At 41.3% G+C, this 19,267-nt stretch carries 25 protein-coding genes; 22 read left to right on the plus strand and 3 right to left on the minus strand.

Going from position 1 to position 19,267, the window contains the following annotated elements:
* Positions 1–143 precede the first annotated feature (143 nt).
* Positions 144–680: a 6-phospho-3-hexuloisomerase gene (hxlB, locus tag YK48G_RS09275; protein ID WP_203630442.1), complete on the minus strand. Its 537-nt coding sequence runs from the start codon at positions 678–680 to the stop codon at positions 144–146.
* 32 nt (positions 681–712) lie between these two features.
* A complete protein-coding gene (hxlA, locus tag YK48G_RS09280; RefSeq protein ID WP_203630443.1) occupies positions 713–1,342 on the minus strand; it encodes a 3-hexulose-6-phosphate synthase in 630 nt (209 codons plus the stop codon).
* Positions 1,343–1,472: 130 nt separating this feature from the next.
* Between hxlA and YK48G_RS09285 the strand changes: the two genes are divergently transcribed.
* The 7 genes from YK48G_RS09285 to YK48G_RS13560 all read left to right on the plus strand — a co-directional run bounded on the left by YK48G_RS09285 (position 1,473) and on the right by YK48G_RS13560 (position 8,345).
* Positions 1,473–1,886: a winged helix-turn-helix transcriptional regulator gene (locus tag YK48G_RS09285; RefSeq protein WP_203630444.1), complete on the plus strand. Its 414-nt coding sequence runs from the start codon at positions 1,473–1,475 to the stop codon at positions 1,884–1,886.
* 236 nt (positions 1,887–2,122) lie between these two features.
* Positions 2,123–3,070 (plus strand): DMT family transporter, encoded by a 948-nt coding sequence (locus YK48G_RS09290; RefSeq protein ID WP_203630445.1) that lies wholly within the window; start codon positions 2,123–2,125, stop codon positions 3,068–3,070.
* 160 nt (positions 3,071–3,230) lie between these two features.
* Positions 3,231–3,701 carry a CinA family protein gene (locus YK48G_RS09295; RefSeq protein ID WP_203630446.1) on the plus strand — a complete coding sequence of 157 codons (471 nt, stop codon included), beginning with the start codon at positions 3,231–3,233 and terminating at the stop codon, positions 3,699–3,701.
* Positions 3,702–4,004: 303 nt separating this feature from the next.
* Positions 4,005–4,481 carry an FMN-binding protein gene (locus YK48G_RS09300; RefSeq protein WP_203630447.1) on the plus strand — a complete coding sequence of 159 codons (477 nt, stop codon included), beginning with the start codon at positions 4,005–4,007 and terminating at the stop codon, positions 4,479–4,481.
* A 5-nt stretch (positions 4,482–4,486) separates the two neighbouring features.
* The gene (locus tag YK48G_RS09305; RefSeq protein ID WP_203630448.1) at positions 4,487–5,266 is read left to right on the plus strand and encodes an FAD:protein FMN transferase; all 780 of its coding nucleotides are present in this window, start codon (positions 4,487–4,489) and stop codon (positions 5,264–5,266) included.
* Positions 5,263–6,546 carry an FAD-binding oxidoreductase gene (locus YK48G_RS09310; protein WP_203630449.1) on the plus strand — a complete coding sequence of 428 codons (1,284 nt, stop codon included), beginning with the start codon at positions 5,263–5,265 and terminating at the stop codon, positions 6,544–6,546. The genes YK48G_RS09305 and YK48G_RS09310 overlap by 4 nt, the downstream gene beginning before the upstream one ends.
* A 449-nt stretch (positions 6,547–6,995) precedes the next feature.
* Positions 6,996–8,345, plus strand: coding sequence for a DUF5776 domain-containing protein (locus YK48G_RS13560; RefSeq protein ID WP_232365343.1), 1,350 nt, complete (start codon positions 6,996–6,998; stop codon positions 8,343–8,345).
* 94 nt (positions 8,346–8,439) lie between these two features.
* On the opposite strand, the gene YK48G_RS09320 is transcribed toward YK48G_RS13560, so the two are convergent.
* On the minus strand, positions 8,440–8,781 hold the full coding sequence (locus YK48G_RS09320) for a helix-turn-helix domain-containing protein (RefSeq protein ID WP_203630450.1): 342 nt from the start codon (positions 8,779–8,781) through the stop codon (positions 8,440–8,442).
* Between the two features lie 450 nt (positions 8,782–9,231).
* Between YK48G_RS09320 and YK48G_RS09325 the strand changes: the two genes are divergently transcribed.
* From YK48G_RS09325 to YK48G_RS09395, 15 genes are all read left to right on the plus strand, one after another.
* Entirely contained in the window at positions 9,232–9,726 is a 495-nt protein-coding gene (locus YK48G_RS09325) for a hypothetical protein (protein WP_203630451.1), read from the plus strand.
* A 31-nt stretch (positions 9,727–9,757) separates the two neighbouring features.
* Positions 9,758–10,063: a zinc ribbon domain-containing protein gene (locus YK48G_RS09330; protein ID WP_203630452.1), complete on the plus strand. Its 306-nt coding sequence runs from the start codon at positions 9,758–9,760 to the stop codon at positions 10,061–10,063.
* A 10-nt stretch (positions 10,064–10,073) separates the two neighbouring features.
* A complete protein-coding gene (locus YK48G_RS09335; protein ID WP_203630453.1) occupies positions 10,074–10,604 on the plus strand; it encodes a hypothetical protein in 531 nt (176 codons plus the stop codon).
* 46 nt (positions 10,605–10,650) lie between these two features.
* Complete coding sequence (locus YK48G_RS09340) at positions 10,651–11,085, plus strand: hypothetical protein (protein ID WP_203630454.1); 435 nt, start codon at positions 10,651–10,653, stop codon at positions 11,083–11,085.
* A gap of 28 nt (positions 11,086–11,113) precedes the next feature.
* A complete protein-coding gene (locus YK48G_RS09345) occupies positions 11,114–11,497 on the plus strand; it encodes a hypothetical protein (RefSeq protein WP_203630455.1) in 384 nt (127 codons plus the stop codon).
* Positions 11,488–11,976: a hypothetical protein gene (locus YK48G_RS09350; protein WP_203630456.1), complete on the plus strand. Its 489-nt coding sequence runs from the start codon at positions 11,488–11,490 to the stop codon at positions 11,974–11,976. Before YK48G_RS09345 ends, YK48G_RS09350 begins: the two co-directional genes overlap by 10 nt.
* Before the next feature lie 64 nt (positions 11,977–12,040).
* Entirely contained in the window at positions 12,041–12,517 is a 477-nt protein-coding gene (locus YK48G_RS09355; protein ID WP_203630457.1) for a hypothetical protein, read from the plus strand.
* Positions 12,518–12,536: 19 nt separating this feature from the next.
* Positions 12,537–13,061 (plus strand): hypothetical protein, encoded by a 525-nt coding sequence (locus YK48G_RS09360; RefSeq protein ID WP_203630458.1) that lies wholly within the window; start codon positions 12,537–12,539, stop codon positions 13,059–13,061.
* Positions 13,062–13,215: 154 nt separating this feature from the next.
* Positions 13,216–14,337: a zinc ribbon domain-containing protein gene (locus YK48G_RS09365; protein ID WP_203630459.1), complete on the plus strand. Its 1,122-nt coding sequence runs from the start codon at positions 13,216–13,218 to the stop codon at positions 14,335–14,337.
* A 245-nt stretch (positions 14,338–14,582) separates the two neighbouring features.
* Positions 14,583–15,419, plus strand: coding sequence for a hypothetical protein (locus YK48G_RS09370; protein WP_203630460.1), 837 nt, complete (start codon positions 14,583–14,585; stop codon positions 15,417–15,419).
* A 2-nt stretch (positions 15,420–15,421) separates the two neighbouring features.
* On the plus strand, positions 15,422–16,213 hold the full coding sequence (locus YK48G_RS09375) for a hypothetical protein (protein ID WP_203630461.1): 792 nt from the start codon (positions 15,422–15,424) through the stop codon (positions 16,211–16,213).
* A gap of 76 nt (positions 16,214–16,289) precedes the next feature.
* Positions 16,290–16,694 (plus strand): hypothetical protein, encoded by a 405-nt coding sequence (locus YK48G_RS09380; RefSeq protein ID WP_203630462.1) that lies wholly within the window; start codon positions 16,290–16,292, stop codon positions 16,692–16,694.
* A 131-nt stretch (positions 16,695–16,825) separates the two neighbouring features.
* Positions 16,826–17,299: a hypothetical protein gene (locus tag YK48G_RS09385; protein ID WP_203630463.1), complete on the plus strand. Its 474-nt coding sequence runs from the start codon at positions 16,826–16,828 to the stop codon at positions 17,297–17,299.
* A gap of 86 nt (positions 17,300–17,385) precedes the next feature.
* Positions 17,386–17,829, plus strand: coding sequence for a zinc ribbon domain-containing protein (locus tag YK48G_RS09390; RefSeq protein WP_203630464.1), 444 nt, complete (start codon positions 17,386–17,388; stop codon positions 17,827–17,829).
* A 326-nt stretch (positions 17,830–18,155) separates the two neighbouring features.
* On the plus strand, positions 18,156–19,169 hold the full coding sequence (locus YK48G_RS09395; RefSeq protein WP_203630465.1) for a glycerophosphodiester phosphodiesterase: 1,014 nt from the start codon (positions 18,156–18,158) through the stop codon (positions 19,167–19,169).
* The last annotated feature ends 98 nt before the right edge of the window (positions 19,170–19,267 follow it).

The following is a 19,267-nucleotide window of genomic DNA, read 5'->3' on the forward strand; positions in this document are numbered from 1 at the left end:
TGTGTTATGAACAGTTGCGTATCGCAAAAAACAGCACTTGGTTAGCGATCGTTTTGATTGCTTAATCAAGTGCTGTTTATTGTTATGTTATCAATAGAAGTGATGCGTGGAATTTTGCATTGATAGAAGATTACCCAAAATTCTTACTCCAAATTAGCATGTCGCGCTGACATTTCATGTTCACTAATCTGCCACTCTGAAATTAACCGCAAAACAACGGCTTCCAAATAGAGAAAGACGATTTGTTCAAAGGCCGCCCCCAACGGCTGGGAGCTAGTTGAATGGGTTGCGTATTTTTCCTTTCCACCAAGTGGGATGGTCTGATCTGCAATTTCAGCGATTGGGCTGACTGACTTTGTACTCAAAAGAATGGTTCTAGCACCAGTCGCTGCAGCTGTTTGAACAAAGGCATTTGTTTGCGCCGTCTTGCCAGAGCCTGATGCGACTAACAATAAATCATCCTTTTGAATGGGCGGGGCAGTTATTTGGCCAACCACCACGACAGGTTTGCCAAGTTGGGCCAAGCGCATTGCAAACATTTTTAATGCTAACCCAGAACGGCCAGCACCGTAGACAAAGATGCGATGAGCAATGGTTAGCTGATTGATTAATTGATCGTCAATTGTTAGTTGTTGGCTCATTTGTGAAAGTTCATCAATGATTTGTTTTAATGGCGCCAATTTGATTCACCTCGAATTTAGTGAGCTTGCTATTACTTAGGCATCATTTCTTTGATTTTTCGAGCCGCTTGCGTTGGGTTATCAACGGTTGAAATGCCGCCGCCAACAATTAAGAGGTCTGGGCCGGCCTCAATTATTTGAGCAGCTGTATCGACTTTAATACCACCAGCAACAGCCGTCTTGGTATGTTTAACCGCTTGCTTGATGGTGTTAAACGTTTCAAATGGTGTTTCACCAAGCGCCTGGAGATCATATCCCGTATGGGTACCAATATAATCGGGCCCCATTGCATCAATTGCTTGGGCACGGGCGGCAATGTCGTGAATGCCAATCATGTCAACTAACAGCTGCTTGTTAGCATCCCGAGCAGCTTTGACGGCATCTTTAATTGACTGGTCTTCCGCCGCCGCTAAAATTGTGGTAATATCTGCACCATATTGGTAAGCTTGGTTAACCTCATATGACGCCACGTCCATAATTTTAAGGTCCGCAAGCAAAGTAATATCAGGAAAAGCTTGTCTCACCTTAGCAAGGCCTTCCAAGCCAAAATTAATTACAAGCGGTGTCCCGTATTCAAAAATATCGACGTAGTCTTTTGTCTTGTCGATTAATCGAATGGCACCGTCAATGTCTTCGAGGTCAATTGCAAGTTGTAATTTCATCGTTAATGGTCTCCTTTATACTTTGTGAAGTGTCATTATTATGGCGGCTGAATGAAAAGTTGTAAATAAGTATCTTTAAAGTAACCTGGTTAGACCCCATGGCCGACAGGAATAGAAGGGAAGAATTAATTTGACAGATCCAATTAGACAAACGGTGTTAAAAAAATTAACGAACGGGGATTTTAACTGTGAAAAGGAATTTACCCTTTCAATGTTTAGTGGCAAATACAAGCTAGTGATTCTCTGGGAATTAGGGCATGTGAGCGAGATGCACTTCAACGAACTTTATCGATTGATTGATCATGTAACCAAAAAGGTATTGGCCAATCAATTGCGTGAATTGGTAAGCGATCAATTAATTAAACGAACGGCTTATGAACGAAACAATCAAAAATTGGTGATTTATCAGATGACTGAAATTGGGGAATCGTTACTGCCAATTATCGATCAGATGTACGAGTGGGGGAAACAGCGACTTAATGCTTACCAAATTCCAGCAGCCTTTAAGCTGGATGTTGCAGGTGATATCTCAAAGGACGCTTAATAAGGTTGATTGCCGCCGCAAAGCGATAACGCTGGGTAGATTGGAAAAGTTCTTAATAGCTATCTGGCTTCTTGCTCAATAATAGGTGTACAATACAATCAATTATCGTAGTCAAATTTAATAATCCGTTGAGAAGCTCTCTCAAACAGCTAACATTCAGTCGGCCTGAATTGTTGGCTGCTTTTGTTTGCACTTGTTTCGGGGGCTTGATTGATGGTTATTCGAGGGTGGTCGTCATGTTGATGTTTATGTTAATGGCATTAATTGCCGGTTTTTTATTGTCGAACCAGAGTCCAATTAATACTGATTTAAGCCGGATCGTGAACTCGCCGTTTATTGCCGGGTCAATTTCGTTTGTTGTTGGGACCCTCTTTCTAGGAATTTTAGCGTTAACCATGAGTGGGCGGCTTACTCCAAGCATTGGATTTATCCAAACCCAGCCAATGTGGATTTGGCTCGGTGGGGTTTTAGGGGTTATTTATTTGACTTCTAATATTTTATTATTCCCTAAGATTGGCGCAATTCAAACGACAATTTTACCTATTTTGGGCCAAATTGTGATGGGGTCGATTATTGATTGGCTTGGTTGGTTTGGAACGGCTAAAGTTGCGATGACACCATGGCGACTAACGGGGATTATGGTGTTGGTAGTGGGCGTTTTGGTCGCGGTGGTGTTGCCAAACAGCAGAAATCGAGATATACGGCAGTTTGACTCGGCCGTGACTCACAACCAGCGAACGGCTGTGGCTGGTTGGCAAATTTGGGGTGTCATCGTTGGCGTATTTGCCGCGATGCAACAGGCAATTAACGGCCATTTGGGGGCGCTGCTCAACTCCACCAGCCAAGCGGCGTTTATATCTTTTTTCATTGGGACGATTTTGATTATCATTGTGGCCCTTTTAATTGATAGACGGCTGCCAACGATTCGTGAGCTTAAAACCACGCAGCCATGGAACTGGCTTGGCGGCCTATTAGGTAGCTCATTTCTTTTCGTAACCGTTGTGGCAGTTCCACAAATTGGCACGGGGCTAACCATCATGATGGGGTTGATTGGCCAAATAATTGGCTCAATCCTAATTCAGCAGTTCGGCTGGTGGCGGTCAATCAAGCAGCAGATGGTACCGGCCCAAGTATTGGGGATTGTATTAATGCTAGTTGGCGTGGGCTTGATTAAGATGATTTAGCGGTGTTTGGCAGCTATTAATTGATAATTGCTTGGGTTAACCAGACTGCAGGATAGGCTTATAAATTGCTACCTTTCCTCATTAATGATTAAATGAGAAACGATCAATTAAGCGTTTCAAACTTAACTCATCCACTAGAATTAAAAGCGAGGTGCTCATAATGGACTACCAAGAATTAGTTGCCCAGTTGAATCAAAAGCAATTAACGATTACCTGTGCCGAAAGTCTCACGGGCGGTGAATTTCAAAGTAATCTATCACGGCAACCCGAAGCCGGGAATGTCTATGTGGGGGGCTTTATCACGTATGCAACGGCATCCAAAAATAAACTGCTGGGTGTTCCTAAATCGGTCATCGATAAGGCAGGCGTGGTTAGCTCCCTAGCAGCAAAGCAAATGGCTGAACGGGCCAGAACAATTGCTGAAACGGATATTGGCATCAGCTTTACGGGCGTCGCGGGGCCAGATCAATTGGAAGGCAACCCCGTTGGGACGGTTTATATCGGCTTATCAACTGTCAATCTTGAACAAGCCAAACAGTATCGATTCAGTGGCGATAGTCCGCAAATTGTCCAGCAAACGTGTGAAAAGGGCATTGAGTTGTTACATCGTTTATTGACAGCCGATGAGTGAGTTTGTTCTATACAAATTAAGAAGTGGTCTAATGTTCATGTATCAGCAACTTCTTTTGAAGCCAGCTGATAGTCAAACTTAGTCATTAAGTCGGCGCGAATGAAAAGCGGTTCTTCGAAGAAAATGTTCGAAGAGCCTTTTTTTAACCACAGTTCATTCGTAAACCTTAAATCGAAATGATGCGGCCGTAATGGTTGATTTTTTCTAAAGAGCGGTACTATCTAATGGCAGTCTTGTCGGCATGAGAGTACAATTCGGCTAAATTAAAATCAAATGACTATGAAAGGCTGGCGAGCTGACTTCATGCGAAAATTAATTGGCTATTTGTTGTCAATTGCCGTTGCTTTGGCAGTAGTGATTGACAGCTACATTGTATTTTTTAACGGTCATCGAAATAGCTCTGAGGCGAGTGAACCATCTGCTACGACTTCAACAACTGCAACGACTTCTTCAAAGCAATCAGGCGGTCAGTATCGAAACGGTACGTATACCGGCAAAAGTGTTCAAACACAATGGGGGATTGTCCAAGTGCGGGCAGTTATCCAAAATGGCAAGCTCACAAAAGTCAATGTTCTCAAATACCCTGATTCAGAAAATCGCTCCAGGCAAATTAATAGCCAGGCACTACCAGTTTATAAAGCTGAATCAATTAAAGCGCAGAGTGCTAACATTCAACATGTTTCTGGTGCTACCGAAACATACAACGGCTTTAAAGGTTCACTTCAAGACGCCTTAAATCAAGCACAAAAAGATAGTCAACAGAAAGAGAGCAGTAGGTGAAAAGCATGAGAACAATTAACTATCTCTTGAGGACAACTGTCATTGACAAAATGACGATTCCATTCACGATTAGAATTGCCTTAACGCAAGAGCCGGCTTTCTTTGCTGACTTATTTCAAAGGGTGCGAAAAGACATCGACCGTGACTTAACCAGAATTGATGATGAGTTTTCCCCCTTTAAGGCCACATCACTGCTTTCTCAATTTCGAGCCGGCGATTTAAGCCTGCTTGAATCATCCGCGAGGTTTGCGGAAGTTTTTACTTTGGCTCAAGCAGCTCAAGTTGAAACGGCCGGGTATTTCGACCCTAATTTTGATGGCGACTATAACCCAACCGGGCTGGTTAAAGGTTGGGCAATTAATCGAATTTTTGATCAGCGATTGCGGCCGCTGCTTCGCACACCGGAGATTGTTGGTGTCTCATTGAATGGCGGTGGCGATATCATGACCGCTATTAAGGCCACCACAGACTTTCGCTGGGGAGTCGGCATTGCCAATCCCTTGAATGATAGCGAGATTCTTGGCAAATATGACCTGGCAAATAACGGCATTGCGACTTCTGGGCTCAGCCGGCGCGGAGAACACATTCGCCGGCAGGCCAGTTCACTTCAACAGGTGACGATTGTGGATGAAAGTTTACTTTTCGCAGATATTTGGGCGACGGCTGGGATGGCTGCTGGAACGAAGACTTTGTTGAATCTTGCGGCCCGTCATCAGTTGAATGGCGTTCTCGTTGATGAGCAACTTGGGGTTGTTCATTTCTCAAAAGGGGTGAGCCAGCCATGATGAAGCATTATAATTATGCGCTTGGACTTACGTGGACAATCATCTTATTCGTGGTGCCGCTTCCGCTTATCCAAACGCTTGCGGCTGGGTTGCCACTAGCTTATTCTGATGAGTTTCAGGCGATTTACTTTGGTGCCATCGCATACGCTTGGATGTTAGCCGCCATCTATCTCAGTACGCGGCCTAAATGGCTGGATCGATTGATTGGGCTGCCGGATATGTATCTCATTCACGGCGTTATCAGCATTGCAGCGATTTTCTTAGCTTACCTGCATCAAAGCCAAACCCAGTCAGTCGGCTGGATCAAAACAACGGGTGATTGGGCCTACTGGTTATTGTTAGGCCTACTTGGTTATTCGCTGCTTTTTATGGCGGGATGGTTAACAAGTCGAATATCGGTTATCAAACGCATTAAAGCTTGGTTTGAACCAATATTTCGACATGAAGTTTCGGTTTGGATCCATCGGCTTAATTTAGTCGCAACGGTTCTGGTATTTATCCATGTTATTTTGATCAACTACGTTACGGCAATTAAACCGTTTATGATTTGGTTTTACCTATACAGCGTCCTGACGCTTGTCACTTATGTTTGGGCCAAGTATCGAGATTCAATGACGTACCCTCGAGCAACCCTCATTAAAAATACGGAAATTGCGGAAAATGTGCATGAACTAAGGCTTAAATTAACAACCAACTTAGAATTATTGCCGGGGGACTTCGTTTTTATTTCGTTTCCAACGATTCAAGGCCTAAAAGAATTACATCCCTTTTCCCTCGTGAATTCACCCACGAATAATAATGTCATTCAATTAGCAATAAGGGGTGATGGTGATTTTACCAAGGCGTTGGCTAATATCCCCGAGGGGACGCCGGTTCGGGTGGTTGGGGGCTATGGCCGCTACCAGCAGTTTTTAAATGAACGGTCTGAGTTCACAAATATCGTGATTATTGCTGGCGGAGTTGGAATCGTGCCGTTGCTTTCAATGATGGAAGCTAACGCCAATCGTGTGATTTCTTTGTTTTACACGGCTCATCGCGCTGAAGATCTATTGTACCCAGAAAAGATCATGGATTGGCAGCGTCGGGGTAAATTTCAAGCTTATCAGCAAGTTGGCCGCTTTGTAGATTCTGAAGTGTTGCGGCGGCTGCCTAAGGATTTTCAAACCAACTCACTATTTCTCATTGGCGGCCCCAGTGGCATGATGCGTCATTGGAAACGCGTCTTCAAAAAGTACGGGGTTCCAGCAGGCCATCTTTATGCGGAAGAATTTAATTGGTGAGGTTAACCCAATGAATGACCAAGTTGGCGGGTGGCTTGAAGGTAAAAATGCTTTAGTGTGAACCACGTCCTTTCGATATAATCGTTTTGGCTACCAACCAAAATGACAGTCGAAAGGGCGTTTTTGGCTTACCCAAAGTGCGCACCAGACACAGACAAAGCAGTGGATATGCAGTTTTAATTAGCACCGTTTTGCTTACCGGAATCGCGGTAATACTGATAGGGTTGGTTAGGGCGGCGTGGTGAAAAGATACTGTAGGTATCTGGTTTTGTTAAAGATCTAAGCATTGATACAAATATCTGTTGATTAATAACGCTCAAGTTAAATGGGCAAAGTTATAAACAAAATCACAAATATTTACTCTAGTAATATATATTTAGTTTTATTATGGTGCTATAATAATGGAGTGCTTTTGAGCATGTTAAACATATTTGAGGAGGTATTATTTTATGATAGAAAAGGTTCATGATGTGCATCGGCACGTCGTTCGAGGGGCGCTTACGTTTGCCGGAGCCCTCGCACTTGGTCTAGCTGTTGGGGGCGTCACAAATGCTTCTGCTGCAAGTTCGGTTAATCCTGTAATGTCATCTACGGGAACACTTGCTCAACAGCAAGCAACCATGGAAGCTAAAGATTTCACTGTTGCTTATGGCAGTGATTGGTATAAGCAAATGTATAATGGCATTACCAAACTATTAGATGCAAATGGTAAAGCGGTCGATCCAGCAGCTGCTAACGTTGATGTATCATTGGTTGATGCAAAGTACAAGCCGGCTGACAAAGTTGACACCAAGGATGCAGGTGCAGTCTACACAGTTACATACGCCTATCAGGGGATTTCCAAACAGGTTAAAGTAACGGTTGGGTCACGACTCACTGTTAAGGACTTCACTGTTGACTATGGCAGTGATTGGTATAAGCAAATGTATAATGGCATTACGGCGCTGTTGGACGTAGATGGTAAGACAATCGATCCAGCTGCCGCTAATGTTGATGTATCATTGACTGATGCAAATTATAAGCACGCTGATAAAGTTGATACCAAGGATGCAGGTGCGGCCTACACGGTTACATACGCCTATGATGGTCTTTCCGAACAGGCTAAGGTAACGGTTGGTCAAAAGCCAACGCCAGCGCCAACACCAAATAATGGCGGGACTGTAATTAATGGCACTGGCACTAATAGTACAAGCACTAATAGTTCAAGTACTAGCTCAAGTACTAATAATGCTACTACCAGCACAACACCGACAACCAACAGTTCCAATAATTCCGTAACGACGCCAAGTCAAACGAATAAAGCTGCGGCATCAACCGGAACAGTTACCAAAGGTTCTGTCGTATACGCTGTTAAGCCGGTTTACCTGTACAAGACTGCTAACTTCAAGAAGACACAACGCTTAGCTACTTATCCCAAAGCTAAGCGCGTTAACCGGCCAATGTTCGTGGTTCTTGGAACTAAGCGAGCCAGCAACGGGGCATTAAGATACAAAGTTCGCGATGTTAACCACGGCAAAAAGACGGCTAATAAGGTTGGCTACATTACCGCCAACAGTAAGTATGTTGTTAGCGTTTATTACCAGACCATGCCTAAAAACAAAAAAGTTACTGTGATCTCTACCAAAGGGGTTCACGCATACAAAAATACGAATTTAACCGGCAAAGCCAAGACTTACAAGAAAGGGACCCGACTTACGGTTAAGAAGATTGTTAAGCATAATCTAACCACTCGTTATCAATTGAGCAACGGTTATTATATGACAGCTAATAAAAAACTAGTTATTCAAGGTAACTACTAATTCAATAGTGAATTAAAGAACCCTCGGTGTTGATTCAATGCCGAGGGTTCTTTAATAAGCTCAGTTCAACTGTAAAAGCAAGGGGTAGTTTTGCCTAATCTTCATCCATAATGTCAATTAGCTTCATAAAAGCATCAATCAATCGATCTCGCTTTGTGTCCTCTATCGCATGTAATTTTTTCAAAAGCAGTTGCTCTTGAGAGGACTGCTTAGTCCCAATTACCGTTGGAACGCCTTTCAGTAAGTCGATCGGCTCCAACCTTAAGGCATCAGCGAGTTTAAGCAAAGTGGTGACACTAATATTTTGCTTACCTCTATTTTCAAATTTTGAGAGAAAGTTGATTGATAGTTCACTTAATTCTGCTAATTGATCCTGGGTCATTCCTAGTTGCTTGCGTCGTTGCTTAACAATGTCGCCGATACTAAATTTATTCATCGTATAATCTCCTCTATCGTTGTCTACAAGCGACTTTAGAGGAATTTTGGGCTTTGCAGAAGTGCTTCTTGTAAAAGTTTACACATTGTACTAGAGTATAAGTTAAGGCTAACATGAGGGTTAGAATCCTCAAAAACCATTGAGATAGAAGTCATGAGCAGGGGCGATTTGGGCAGCTGTTTTTGTGATGGGGTGTTGCCGGAGTGGTTGATAGTTAGTGCTCGCAAGATGCTTATGTAGCGTATAGCGAGTGCTACGGCGACCATATATCTAAGCATCACAGTCATTATGCTTATTAGTTGAGACGGAAATTGAAATGATTAACTGAAGCTATTGGCACTAAATTAAGTCGGTGGCGTGGTTGGTATTATCATATCAATCGGATAATTACGCGCCCCCTTAAAAGGCTTAGCTAACTATGATACATAACATTCATACGAGGAGTTTACGATGGAAAAAAGAAAAAGTTGGGTTAGTATTTTAGCACTAATCATTACAATAATTAGTTTGGCCGGTTGTGATAATGGCGGTGATCGCGCTAACAATGATACCAATGAGACGCCGCCACAGTCCTATAAAGGTATCGATGATGCGGTTTCAACTGTAAAAGAATCCCAGTCTGTGGTAAATGCACTTGGCGGGACTGGTACGTCCAAGGTTAAGGTTTATCTACTTGGAAATACCGATAACGATTCAACAACCTTTAGATTGAAAATGGACGATGGGAATACTTACTGGTTTTATCTGTACAAGATGTATTGGGAAAATGAATTGGATAATCAAAGCTACTCCAAGTATTTTATATGTATTACTTTCAAAAAAATGCCGGGATATGACAAGCAGAATGTTGGTGGGTTACTTGTCAAGCCAATTGATACGGCGACAGTGGAAAACTATTTGAATTATAAAACAATCCAGAAAATTGATGGCTGGCGTTCGGCGTGAGGAACTGACCATTTTTGGGGAGGGCAATGTAATGAATGGATGGGTGAAGTTCGGAATAGTTTGGCTTATTTATATGATGATGCCGGATTATGGTTTTGTTATGAAAACCGTTGTTGGAATGGTCGCTTTTTTAATCTTAGATGTGCTGTTTCCTGACAAAGCTAAGAAGAGTGAACAATCTTCTAATCAAGTTATGCCATCTTCTTCAACTCACAAGCCCCAATCTGAGCAACTTATTGTTGATGGGAAACACATGAAGGTCTGTCCATCATGTAATGCTAAAGTGAGCGCAGATGCTAATTGGTGTCCCCAATGTGGTCATCAGTTCAAGAAATGAGGGAGAAGCAATGTTTAAGAATTTAAGTACGGGGTGGAAAACCATTATTGTTGTTGCCTTGATTGGGGCTTTCTTTATTATCAAGGAGCGGCCATGGCAACCACGGGGGTATCAGGATGCTGATTCAGTGATGGGTTATGCGCTGGTAAATGACGATAGTATTCCAGCTGATATGGAACTTGCTTCCGTTCGTGAAGATAATAACGGTGACTACACGGACACTAATGTTGAGCGAGTATTCGTCATGAAAAACAAACGTCATGGCAATTATGTGTTCAGGTTCAAAAATCATTACGTGTACATAATTAAGACTGATGATTTTTCCAATAGCTCGTATTGGTTAGAGGCAATTGGAGTGCATAAGGATGACAACGGCAACATATATCAGCACACCCTAGACTCGAAATCTGATAGTGCCATGTTGAAATATTGTACCGAAGATAAGGGGTACAGTATTGATGACCTCAAATCTAATTACAGTGGAGCTCAAGCTGCTTTCGATAGGGGACAGCGAGCTGTCGTAAATGGCGACTTTAATTAGCTATGATGTCCGATGTTTTAAATGTTTAATTGAAAGGGGTAATCACATGAAAACTAAGACAATTATTGCAACAGCTTTATTGACCGCCGGACTTGGATTGGGAGCTTCTAGCGCAGCTGCTAATGCATCAAGTTGGCATAAAGGAACTCCTGGATTTTTACGAAATACATTTTATAGGACTAAGTTGGGTCCTAAATATGTAAAAATTGGTAATCAGTGGGGTAAAAATGGTCTGCATCGGTATGAGGGCTTTAAAACTTATCGGACTCAGGTAAAATTTTACGGTTATCAGTATAATTTGAAATTGAAAAGTTGCCATTATAAGCATTCTGGGCATACCTATGTAGTTCGAGGAAAGTATGGCTATGCACTTAAGATTGTTAGGACTTCTAAGAACCACCTTTATGCAAATACCGGAAACATTGATAGCTCTGGGAAAGGATATTTCACTAAGCTAGAACATATGGTTCGAATTTACTAAATTGTTAACTTGTTGGAGGATAAATCACATGAGAGGACTTAAAACAGGAATAGCAACACTGGCAGCAGTGTCAGGATTGGCAATGATTGGATTAGCGCCCAAGCCGGCCTATGCATATTGGGAAGAACATTATGTTGGTCACGAATACAAAGTTCGAATAGTTAAGCCAACAGAAGTTAACATGGTAGTCTTTGGCAAGTATTCTTATCAGAATCGTGAGTACCCATATTCAACCTTACACAAAGGTCAGGTCGTTAGGATTTTATATGGCGGTACGAGTGGCTTTGATTGGCACGTGATGGGTGGCAGATATGGTCATTATGGACAGCCTTATTACCAATTTAGTGCCAAGTTCAAATCACACAAATCCTTTAAGATTTTGAAAACTTATCACGGGACGAATTGGTTCTAGGAGGTATCAGTCGGGCAGATAGCACCGCAATTTTTGAACCTGATTTACCGCAAGGGCTGAGTACACCTTATGCGTCAGATGAAACGCCAGTTGGTACAACCGCGGAAATTACTCAAACTTATGAAAGGGAAACTGGGGGCGAAGACGATTCGGATGAAGAAGATGGCGTAGAAATTATTCAGAATCCCCAAACTAAGCGATACGTTTTTAATTACAAATTTAGAGGCCAATATCTACCAGTTTATGTCGTTTATGCCAGGAATTCCCCTAATACGACATATTTAGTTTACCTCGTTCCGGTTGGAGGCAAAACTAAATATCAGTGCTTAACGACGTTTCATCCAAGCCTAGTTGAGGATCAGTTAAGTTTCAGTAGATACGTGGGCTTTACGCAACAGGAGTCCATCGATGTTAGTGATTTTCAGCCTAAAAAAGGTCACATAAAGCAATATGGCAAGTGGTTTGCAGCATATCGATAGAACTTGAAAGTCTTAGAAACTTTGGATTTGAGGTAGTCAAAAGCAATTTGAAGGGGGTTACAAGATGAAAAGCTTAAAACTAGTATTAGCAACGGTAGCATTAACCTTAGGGTTGGGATGGGGATTTGCCAGCACGCCTGCAACTGCGGCAACTGAATTAGCAACGGTTCCCAAAAATATGCGGGGCGCGTGGAAGGAATATTCAGCAAATGGCCGCCAATATTATGACACAATTCATTACACGGCAACGACATCTTACTACTATTATCACAATAAGCATCACCAGTTAAAAAGAAAGTTGTACAATTTGGCAACTTGGGCACCGACAACTAAGCGGGTTCGGATTTCGAATCCAATTTATAGCGCTGGCCATGGTCGTTATTCAATTTGGTGGCAACTACATGGGGCAGCTGGTGCGACAATGCATCCAAATTATTATCGAATAACAACTAGAAATGTTTTGGGACATAGGCATAAGGTGCTAATTAGTTACAGCGGACCGCAATTTGGCGGACTTTATTCTATTGCGATCAAAAAATAAATAACGAGGGTCTAATGCAATGAAGATACTTAATTTGAAAGCAACACTAGTTACAGGGGTAATGATGACATTTGGAGTTGGCTTGATGATATTAGGTGATAGCACTCAAGTACAAGCTAGTACTTATACAACTGCCAAGAATATTAGAGGGCGTTGGTATCAATATCAGGGGAGCTATGGATATTTAGTTATGAATATTTGTGCGCATTCAGTTTCAACCTATCATGAAAGTTTAGCTAGAAAAATTGATAGTTATCGAGTCTACGCGCCACATATGAACGGATGGCATCAATTAGCAATAAAAATTGTAAAAAAAGGTCGCAAGGGTTCTCATAATGTTTATTGGTTGAATAGTAAATCCAAGTACGATTACTTATCAATTCCACAAGTTTGGTCAGCACATCTATACATTTTTGGTAAGAAAACCCATGTATTGAAAACCTATTACAATGGTGGCAATTTCCAGGTTTATTTGCATCAAAAGATGAGACACAGCTATGATTACACTCGAATTAAGCACTGGGAATATTTTTTGGGTAGGTAACTAATTTTAAAATCTCAATTGTCAGATTAAAATAAATAATTAATAGGCCCATCAGAGCTTTTGCTGACTTGGTAGCTTAACGTTCCACTCATTGACCAAGAAAAAACTTACGGATAGTGTGAATGAAATGTTGAATTGTGAAGGAGGGGTTAGGTTGGACAAGAGAATTCGAGAGTGTCCTCGATGCAACGCACAAGTTGATAGCAGTGCCAATTTTTGTCCGCGATGTGGGTTTAAATTTAGCGATAATTTTCAATCTAAAGGTGAACGGCATGTTGAAAAGGATGTGAAGATGAAAAATGCAGATGATGTAAAGCAATCAATGGATGAGAAACCTAACGTTTCGAAAAAAGATCAATCTATCTTTCAAGGTGAAAGCAAGGGGAAAGTCCCATATCGTGTGGTATCAGGGCCCCGGATCAATTTTTCAACGCTTGGCATGATTTTTGTTGAGCTTATCGTTAGTTACTTTGTAGTTATAATACTTGTTACAATTCTTGGCTTTTTCCCCGGAGACTTGTTCTATGACTTGACCAGTGGAAATTTTATGATGTTTAGTATAGTTGCCATAACCGTATTTCTTGAATATAAACGTGAAGTTTGGCTGAATAATAGCGATACTGAAAACAATCGTAATAGGTATTACTATGGAGCTCAAAATTATTCAAAATATGAAGATGTCATTGATCGATATGTGTATGATAATGAGATTATCAATATGAATGATCCTCTGTTTTCATTGAACAGTCACGTTAATATGGATGGTGAAGAAACTGCATATTTGCAACCTGATGAAGTTGTTTTATATTGTCAAACAAACGTTTTATATTATTCAATTCGCGAGTGGCAAGAAGATCCCGTATATATGACCCAACAGTCGGGAAATACAGCCGTGACTTTTAATGTTTCAGACGATGAGATTCATAAGGACTGGTCAATATTTGGAAACGGAACTCTTTATGTCACAAACCATCATATCTTCTATTACTCTCCTGCACGAGGTAAATATAATCGTAATATGATTGCAATGTCTCTGAACCGAATTAGTTTCATTAAAGGTCATGATGACTTAGGAAATGCCGTGAACTGTATTCATGTTCGTTGGAACGGAAATATTAATGAAAATATTCGCGATATGTATTTCGGCCCTGCAGAGTCTAATGATTCTGACACTCAACTCGTTGATATCTCCTTGGGACAAGAATTTGTTAAAGCGGTTCGGCAGGCGATTGCAAATGATATGCATTTTAATTCGAACAATTTGGCTTACATTTAATGCTTTTCATAAGGACAGTGTACTTGTGAAAAAAAGCACTAATTTGCTTTTAGACAAGTAAATTATGGATTAACTCACCAAAATATGTGACAGGAGATTGGGATCTTAAGGTTAGTATAAGTTTGAGCACTAAAATAGTGAAGCTAGCCTTTAAGGGAGATGAGCTTTAATCCTAAATCATTGAAAGTATTAGATCGTTGTACTAGAAGAAGTTAGTTGTGAAAAAACTTTTCGGAGGGGTAACAATGACAAAATCAACAAATTCAAAAATGACATACATAGGACTATTAGCTGCATCAATGGCGGTAGGGATGTTTGTGTCTCCTAATGGCTCAAATGCTCAAGCGGCCAGCAAAGTCAAAATCGTCTCGTCAAAAAAGATGGATAATACGCAACCTTACAATATTACCCAAGGGTATCTTTACAGTTCACCGAAGCTAAAAGTTCGTCTTCACAACGGCAAAAATTATATCCATACAACCTTTTACACCAATAAGGCGACGACCGTTAAGAAATCCTATGGAGTTAAATCTGTTTATTACTACGTCTTTAACAAATCCAAGACTGTATCTGGTTGGACATGGCATGGGAATTTGACTAAGGCTAAAACTTATGATCAAGAAAAATCAGACATTAGTGCCATGATTGGCATTATTAATACGATGGATTCGACTTCTAGAGGGGAATATTTATCGAAAATGAATGACGTAAGTGTACAAAATGCATACCGCGATATTAGTTCGATTATTAGAGAAATTGGTAACGATTATGTAGATCCGGATGATCTGAGTTTAACGGATGAAGCGACAATCGGAAAATTCTATGATTTGTTTAAGGATCGTTTCAGTTCATTTGATAGAGAAAAATTGGATTCCCTATACGATAATTATCAAGATACAATGAATAAGGCCGTTGCTGCAAGCAACAACCCTGATGATACCCAAGATATGCATGTTGGAAGTGATGATTGGTTGTATGGGTTGAATAATAATCCGAGTGAGCAGGATAACGTTGATCTGCATTTTGCGGCTTCTAATTTTGCCGATACATTAGCTAAAGATATCACTAAATTACAGGAGTAATTATGGTAAAAAAGGTGAAAAGAGTTTTAGAAGCTTTTACACTTAGCGCGGTGATCCTTTTTACGAATAGCATCCCTAATAATGCAAGGGCCGCAACATGGCACAACGGCACCCCTAAATGTTTCAGGGGAAATTGGCACGAAAAGCGGGTTCATTTTCCCTTTGGCCAAAATGACCCGAAAGAATATTGGCACTATGGGACTTATTCGTTTACCAGGTCCACGTTTCGATATGATATGAACACTGCATATCACTCAGGTAGGGTTTCTTGGACAACTAAGAAACATCGAATTACAGGCGATGGCGGCTATCATGCTCAGTATAAGAAGCAAAATGGTTTGTACTATTTTCGAGCTAAGGCAATTGGCCAAAAGGGATGGATCTATAGTTATTTCAAGTATCAAGGATATCGTTTGCAGCCTTGGTCGACGCCGACTGAATCTACTACTGCCTACGTTTATCGATATGGTATTCACTCGACGTTTCCTTCTTATGCACTGGGGTACTGGCACACACAAAAAAAGCATGGCGTAACGCTTTGGCTCCATGGAAAGTATTTTGAAATGCGTAACAGTGGTTGGCAAAACCATGGTGGTAAAAAGACTCGTTACGACTGGTACTATGGTCCAATTAAAAGAAAGCGATTCAGTAATCGTGATGTGGTTTGGGTTGCAGGGCGTAAAGGTGTCAACTCAATATCATTCGCCCTTCATTGGTCTAATAAAAAACATGCGCTTTATTCTGGTCATTCGAATGGTAGTAAATGGGAACGACTGTATCCAGGCGTGGGATAGAAAGTTTGGGCGGTGGCTATTCTTTCATTCTAAATCTGAGATTAAGTAAGAAAAAGTTCTAACTGAGGAGAGAGTGATGGTGAAAGTCAAAAAAGCATTATTTACAATATTAGTCACACTCGGCCTACTAACGGGTTTTGCGACCACTTTTCAAGACCCGGTAATGGCAAGTTCTTGGCGTACTGGCACCCCGGCAAAAATCAGAGGTCACTACATCACGACCAACCAATACCCTAACTTGCCAATGAAAATTACCAAGTACACTATTCAATGGAAATCTTCTTTGCGAGTTTGGCATGGCAGCGATCGGGGCAAATATAGAGTTATTAAGCCTAACTGGTACCAGTTAAAATTCATCTTTTCACAGACTGGTCAACCAGATTATTATATTGTGCATTATGTGAACAAACATCGACTGCATTTTAAAGAGCGCCAATCGTTTGAAAAGCACTATGCCCGGATGACAATTCTGGCGAGATAGGTTAATGCTGCTGAAGTCTCAGAGGAGATTAGCGGCATACATATAAGAAAATTTTCAGTGAAAATGGGGGATACTGATGAATTTTAACAAAGTTTGTACGCTATTATGTATTTCCACAGGAATCGGTTTAATTGGGCCTGCTGTTAAAAGCATTCCTGCGGCTGCCAAAATTTACACCAATCCGAAAGTATTGCGGGCTCAACAATTGGTATTCTAGGCATACTGGTCCGTTTGGTGGTGAGTACTACTACAAGCTGCATTTCACGTTGCACTCGGTTTATGAGTATAGTCGCAAGGTTGGTAGCCGGTACTGGTATCGCCAAGACTTTGTGAATGACAATTATTTCATTCGGCCAGCAAATGTGAAAGGGGCTTACACCTTTGGGCCGCAAGGAGAGGCTAATCTGTTGAAAGTTGAGACAGTCAGGCCGCGACATTTCGTCCTCTCTAATCATAAACGGTATTGGGGATTGGAATATTTTGATCATACCGATCATCAAGGCGGCATCGATAAAACGCCGCCATTTCGGACTTGGTGTTACTTTACCAAGATGAAATATGTGACAGGGGATTGGGGTTCGCAGGTTGATAAGTGGGTGTATTAAAAATGACCACCGATTTTGATTGAACGGCCAATCTTTCATAGGTAACCCGGAATATTTCAGTCATCACACGTTAGGAGGCGTCAGCCATGAAAAATACAGAAGAGTTAACCGGGACAATATTTTGTCCTCACTGTGGTCAAAAAGTATCAGTTGAGACAAAGTTCTGCCCTAATTGCGGGGCTCCGTTAAACACTACTCGGTTTGCCCAAAAACGCGATTCATCTACCGATCACACTGATTCAGGCTCAAAGTCATCGCCACAGCAATCCAGTAGCCGCAGCCAAACAAATGATGGCAATCCACAGACCACAAAGGCGCCGTTAGATCATTTTGCCCTCCTCGGAGTCATTTTCGGCGGCATTTCTTGGCTGTTGAACTTCTGGGGGGTTGTTGGCATTTTAGCGGTCGTATTCTCAATTTTGGCACTCAATCGTCATTTGGAAGGAACTAACAAAACAATTGCCATCATTGGGTTGGTTTCTGGGGTGATTAATATTCTTTATGCATTGTCGATTATAGGTAGCTATTAGCTAAAAAAATGCGCTGAATTGCGGCACCACTAAGATAATTCTTAATAATTAATCTATCAATCAAGGATAAATCTCTTTCTTAATAATGCAAGCAGCTTTCGATTGCAATCAACCTCCGCATATACTTTCGATTGCAATCAACCTCCGCATATAATAGTTACAATATTGATTCAATTCTTTCTTATGTTTTCAACCTGCTCCCAAAATATTTTCACTATTTTTACGAATTTTCAACACCAACTTTACATCCGTGCAGTAGCCTTATTGGTGAATAAGAAAGCATTGATGCGTTCTTATATCACTTGACTACATTAGGAGGTAGATTCATGTTGAAGAAAAGGTTGGGTTTTAGGATCTTTCATCGGTTATCATACTGGTTGATGGTTTCAACTTCGTTATTAGTAATGGGGTTCGTGAGTTATCAGCCGGCGTTCGCCGATGGCACTGCTACGGCAACCCAAACTGCAAAGACTAATTTACCATCAGTTGCCGATATTCTAAAACAAACTAACCAAAACAATCCGCTCATTTTTTCGCACCGTGGCAGTCCGTCAACCAGCCCGGAGCACAGCTTTGATGGCTACGATGAAGCAATTAAAGACGGCACGAAATTTATCGAACAAGATGTTTGGTTAAGCAAAGATGGCCAGCTCTATGTCTCTCACGACGATAATTTGGAGAGAACAACCGGCGATTCGATTAATATTAGTGATTCGACCAGCAGCCAATTGGACCAAGTTAAGCTGTTAAATGGTGAAAAGTTACATACTTTGGATGAAGTTTTTCAGCATTACGGCCGCAATATTCATTACATTATTGAAACGAAGAAGGATACAAACGACTGGTCAACGAATACTGAACAAGCTTTGAGTGACAAGCTGCGTCAGTATCATATGGAAGACAATGTCATTATCCAAGATGTGGATCTGTTTGGCCTCAAGAAGATTCATAGCTTAGATGGTGACGCTAATATTCCGCTGCTCTGGCTGGTTCCTGGTACGGATGACACCTCTTATGAATCTCAAATTAACTTAGCCCCAAATTACATTACGTTCTTATCGTTTAATGTCGCTAAAGTATCTCCAGCTGTCATTAATCTGGCGCACAGTCATGGTTTCTTGACGGATGTTTATACGTTAGATGGGTATACGGATAATTATGACGCTTTTAATAAATTACACGTGGATAGCGCCTTTACAAACAATACTGCCTTTACGAAGAAGTATCTTAGCAATAACTTGTCTTCGGGAAGCCAAGATTCAGCTAACCAGACAAGTACCGATTCAACAACCACAGCAAGTTCTAGCGTAAGTTCAGCTGCTTCATCAACTACGAAATAGGCTGCGAGATAACGCTAGGCTGCTTAATTGCCGATTAATTAAACAATTTCTATGACAGAGGGTCAACCACAATTAACGGTTGGCCTTTTTCGATTAGC

This window comes from Lentilactobacillus fungorum, assembly GCF_016860605.1.
GTDB classification, from domain to species: domain Bacteria; phylum Bacillota; class Bacilli; order Lactobacillales; family Lactobacillaceae; genus Lentilactobacillus; species Lentilactobacillus fungorum.

Excerpts from the sequence above, each read along its gene's own strand:
- hxlA (WP_203630443.1), bottom strand. The coding sequence starts at position 1,342 with ATGAAATTACAACTTGCAATTGACCTCGAAGACATTGACGGTGCCATT.
- YK48G_RS09290 (WP_203630445.1), top strand. The coding sequence starts at position 2,123 with ATGTTGATGTTTATGTTAATGGCATTAATTGCCGGTTTTTTATTGTCG.
- YK48G_RS09295 (WP_203630446.1), top strand. The coding sequence starts at position 3,231 with ATGGACTACCAAGAATTAGTTGCCCAGTTGAATCAAAAGCAATTAACG.
- YK48G_RS09300 (WP_203630447.1), top strand. The coding sequence starts at position 4,005 with ATGCGAAAATTAATTGGCTATTTGTTGTCAATTGCCGTTGCTTTGGCA.
- YK48G_RS09305 (WP_203630448.1), top strand. The coding sequence starts at position 4,487 with ATGAGAACAATTAACTATCTCTTGAGGACAACTGTCATTGACAAAATG.
- YK48G_RS09310 (WP_203630449.1), top strand. The coding sequence starts at position 5,263 with ATGATGAAGCATTATAATTATGCGCTTGGACTTACGTGGACAATCATC.
- YK48G_RS13560 (WP_232365343.1), top strand. The coding sequence starts at position 6,996 with ATGATAGAAAAGGTTCATGATGTGCATCGGCACGTCGTTCGAGGGGCG.
- YK48G_RS09320 (WP_203630450.1), bottom strand. The coding sequence starts at position 8,781 with ATGAATAAATTTAGTATCGGCGACATTGTTAAGCAACGACGCAAGCAA.
- YK48G_RS09325 (WP_203630451.1), top strand. The coding sequence starts at position 9,232 with ATGGAAAAAAGAAAAAGTTGGGTTAGTATTTTAGCACTAATCATTACA.
- YK48G_RS09330 (WP_203630452.1), top strand. The coding sequence starts at position 9,758 with ATGAATGGATGGGTGAAGTTCGGAATAGTTTGGCTTATTTATATGATG.
- YK48G_RS09335 (WP_203630453.1), top strand. The coding sequence starts at position 10,074 with ATGTTTAAGAATTTAAGTACGGGGTGGAAAACCATTATTGTTGTTGCC.
- YK48G_RS09340 (WP_203630454.1), top strand. The coding sequence starts at position 10,651 with ATGAAAACTAAGACAATTATTGCAACAGCTTTATTGACCGCCGGACTT.
- YK48G_RS09345 (WP_203630455.1), top strand. The coding sequence starts at position 11,114 with ATGAGAGGACTTAAAACAGGAATAGCAACACTGGCAGCAGTGTCAGGA.
- YK48G_RS09355 (WP_203630457.1), top strand. The coding sequence starts at position 12,041 with ATGAAAAGCTTAAAACTAGTATTAGCAACGGTAGCATTAACCTTAGGG.
- YK48G_RS09360 (WP_203630458.1), top strand. The coding sequence starts at position 12,537 with ATGAAGATACTTAATTTGAAAGCAACACTAGTTACAGGGGTAATGATG.
- YK48G_RS09370 (WP_203630460.1), top strand. The coding sequence starts at position 14,583 with ATGACAAAATCAACAAATTCAAAAATGACATACATAGGACTATTAGCT.
- YK48G_RS09375 (WP_203630461.1), top strand. The coding sequence starts at position 15,422 with ATGGTAAAAAAGGTGAAAAGAGTTTTAGAAGCTTTTACACTTAGCGCG.
- YK48G_RS09380 (WP_203630462.1), top strand. The coding sequence starts at position 16,290 with ATGGTGAAAGTCAAAAAAGCATTATTTACAATATTAGTCACACTCGGC.
- YK48G_RS09390 (WP_203630464.1), top strand. The coding sequence starts at position 17,386 with ATGAAAAATACAGAAGAGTTAACCGGGACAATATTTTGTCCTCACTGT.
- YK48G_RS09395 (WP_203630465.1), top strand. The coding sequence starts at position 18,156 with ATGTTGAAGAAAAGGTTGGGTTTTAGGATCTTTCATCGGTTATCATAC.